1 protein-coding gene is annotated in these 690 nt (G+C 40.9%); it reads right to left on the minus strand.

Going from position 1 to position 690, the window contains the following annotated elements; all coding sequences use genetic code 11:
* Nucleotides 1-196: 196 nt before the first annotated feature.
* Nucleotides 197-690 (minus strand): glutamate--tRNA ligase family protein (locus A3766_RS24695; RefSeq protein ID WP_231882985.1); only part of this gene is annotated, 494 nt, incomplete at its 5' end.

Below are 690 nucleotides of genomic sequence, written 5' to 3' on the forward strand. Positions count from 1 at the left end.
TGACTGATGATGCGACATCAACCTGGTGTAAAGCATCTTCTAGAAAATTTTGTAAACCCGCGCGGTGATCAATGTCATCTTCAATGATTAATATTCGGCGCATGTAGCCCTGCTTAAATTAGGTTTAGTTGCTTTATTGTGTGGACGAAGAATCATAACTTATTTTGACTTCATACCAAAGCTGGCACGCGAAAACTCAATATGGAGATGGAAGCTCTTTAACTCGTGAGAGAACTTTAGGGTTCCAGTGTTCAATGGCAGTTTCTAGCATTTGAGGGATAGATAAGCATTTTGATGATATCTCAATCCCCAACAGCCTAAAGATACAGCTCAAATTCTCTTTGGCTTGGAGAGAAGAGACGGCCTTCGCGTGGTTTTGTTTACTCAGCTTCTGACCTTTAGCAGATAGTACCGGGAAATGAGAGAATTCGGGAGGCTTATAGTCAAGCGCTTGATAGAGTGCCAATTGCATGGGAGTAGAGAAGAGTAGGTCGTAGCCTCTTACGACATGTGTAATATTCTGTCGGTGATCATCATTAACCACAGCTAGTTGATAAGCATAAAAGCTTTCTTTACGCTTAAGAACAAAATCATCATCTAGTTTATACGAGTGTTCACCTTGCATGCCGTCATGCCAATAATATAGTTCTTCGGTATTCCTAAACTTCTGAGCACAGTTTTGCTTATCGA

The organism is Oleiphilus sp. HI0132 (assembly GCF_001635845.1).